The following is a 2,002-nucleotide window of genomic DNA, read 5'->3' as shown; positions in this document are numbered from 1 at the left end:
ACGACAAGTTCGGCGGGTAACTTACGCCGTCTCATGCTGGCTTTATTGGTAGAATCAAGGGCTTGCTCTATCCATTCGAGCGGGAGTTCTTTTTGGAAGAGAGCCAGTGATTCTGGTGCAGCAAACGTATCGACATCAATCAGCCAGTGAGCCAACATAAAAAATACCCTCAGCAATTAGTGTACTGAGGGTATTGTTAACCATCCGTAGGATCGTTCAACTGATCAATGCCTTAACTGATCGGTGTTATCCCGATTGGGAGGCTTTACAAAATAGCTCATTTTTATCTTACGCTTGCGCTTTCTTAGGCAAAGAAAAGTGCAGTAAGGCATAGCCAAGTAATGCTGCTGTCGTAGAACCCATTAAGATACCGAGTCGAGCATAGGTATCAAATTCAGGACTTACATTTCCGAACGCTAAAGAGGAAATGAAGATAGACATTGTAAAGCCAATACCACACAACACAGATACCGCAAAGATATGCTTGAAGTTAACGCCTTCAGGTAACTTAGCAACGCCCATTTTTACCGCTGCCCAGCTAAAGGTAAAGATACCTAGAGGCTTACCAACCAGTAGACCCAAAGCAATACCGAGTGGCAGCATTGAAGTTAGACCTGACATCGATACGCCTTCTAACGAAATCCCCGCATTGGCAAATGCGAATAGAGGCAGAATACCAAATGCCACGTATGGGTGAAGCGCGTGCTCCATATGTTTAAGTGGAGAATGTTCGCCCTGCTTTCCCTTTAGTGGGATAGCAAAACCAATCACTACTCCTGCCAATGTTGCGTGAACACCAGATTTAAGCACCGCGAACCATAAGATCGCACCGACGATCATGTATGGCGTAAGTTTTGTTACTTCCTTCGCATTCAACATGAATAGGACACCAGTCATGATGAAGCCAACAAGCAACGCCATGGTCGACAGGTCACCGGTGTAAAATAGCGCGATAATAACAACTACACCTAAATCATCGATGATAGCAACCGCCAGCAAGAACACTTTTAGGCTTACTGGTACACGCTTACCTAATAACGCCATGATACCTAAAGCAAAAGCGATATCTGTCGCCGCTGGAATTGCCCAACCAGAAATCGCCTCAGGATCGTTGGCATTAAAGGCTACGTAAATAAGAGCAGGAGCTAATATACCGCCAACCGCTGCAATCGCAGGGAAAATTGCGGTTTCTTTTGATTTTAACGCACCTTCAAGCAGCTCTCGCTTAACTTCAAGGCCAATGAGTAAGAAGAAAACAGCCATTAGGCCGTCATTAATCCAGTGAGAAACTGACATACCAAATACATAAGTATGCAGTACAGATTGATAAGTTTCGCCCAGCGGTGAGTTAGCAATGGTCATCGCAATTGCCGCGGCAATCACGAGAAGAATACCACCAGCTGATTCCATTTTGAAAAAGTCACGAATGACATCGTTCATGGTTTCGTCCTTATATTTATTATCTTAATAAACGATTAACAAAGAATGATAAGAGTGTATAGCGGTCGAAAACTTTAGAATAATCGCTTCTTCAGAGTATAAACTTCGATTTTTCCTATATGAAGTTTACTATACATCGTATTTTCCAACATAACACTCAATTTTGATCACAGCGCGTACTTGTTGTTATTGCGCCAAATGTTTATCAAGATTATGAGAAAATCAGCATAACATGGCATGTACTGTCATGATAACCCCATACTTTTGAGAAAAATTCAGGAAGTTTCATCCACTAAAAAACCACCCATTGGGGTAACACCGATCAGTTAAGGCATTGATCAGTTGAACGATCCTACGGATGGTTAACAATACCCTCAGTACACTAATTGCTGAGGGTATTTTTTATGTTGGCTCACTGGCTGATTGATGTCGATACGTTTGCTGCACCAGAATCACTGGCTCTCTTCCAAAAAGAACTCCCGCTCGAATGGATAGAGCAAGCCCTTGATTCTACCAATAAAGCCAGCATGAGACGGCGTAAGTTACCCGCCGAACTTGTCGT

General features: G+C 43.2%; 3 protein-coding genes. 1 reads left to right on the top strand and 2 read right to left on the bottom strand.

Features of this window, described 5'->3' with window-relative positions; translation table 11 throughout:
* Positions 1 to 158 (bottom strand): transposase domain-containing protein (locus L5M11_RS23615; RefSeq protein ID WP_263177284.1); only part of this gene is annotated, 158 nt, incomplete at its 3' end.
* Positions 159 to 288: 130 nt separating this feature from the next.
* Positions 289 to 1,440: a Na+/H+ antiporter NhaA gene (gene nhaA / locus L5M11_RS23610; RefSeq protein ID WP_001000601.1), complete on the bottom strand. Its 1,152-nt coding sequence runs from the start codon at positions 1,438 to 1,440 to the stop codon at positions 289 to 291.
* Positions 1,441 to 1,844: 404 nt separating this feature from the next.
* On the opposite strand from nhaA, the gene L5M11_RS23605 reads away from it, so the two are divergent.
* On the top strand, positions 1,845 to 2,002 hold a 158-nt coding region (locus tag L5M11_RS23605), incomplete at its 3' end, for a transposase domain-containing protein (RefSeq protein WP_263177284.1).

The sequence above is a fragment of the Shewanella sp. SM87 genome (assembly GCF_025653705.1).
Taxonomy (GTDB): Bacteria; Pseudomonadota; Gammaproteobacteria; order Enterobacterales; family Shewanellaceae; genus Shewanella; species Shewanella oncorhynchi.
Note: the sequence above shows the minus strand (reverse complement) of the source record. Positions and strands in the feature narration are given on the sequence as shown.

Excerpts from the sequence above, each read along its gene's own strand:
- nhaA (WP_001000601.1), bottom strand. The coding sequence starts at position 1,440 with ATGAACGATGTCATTCGTGACTTTTTCAAAATGGAATCAGCTGGTGGT.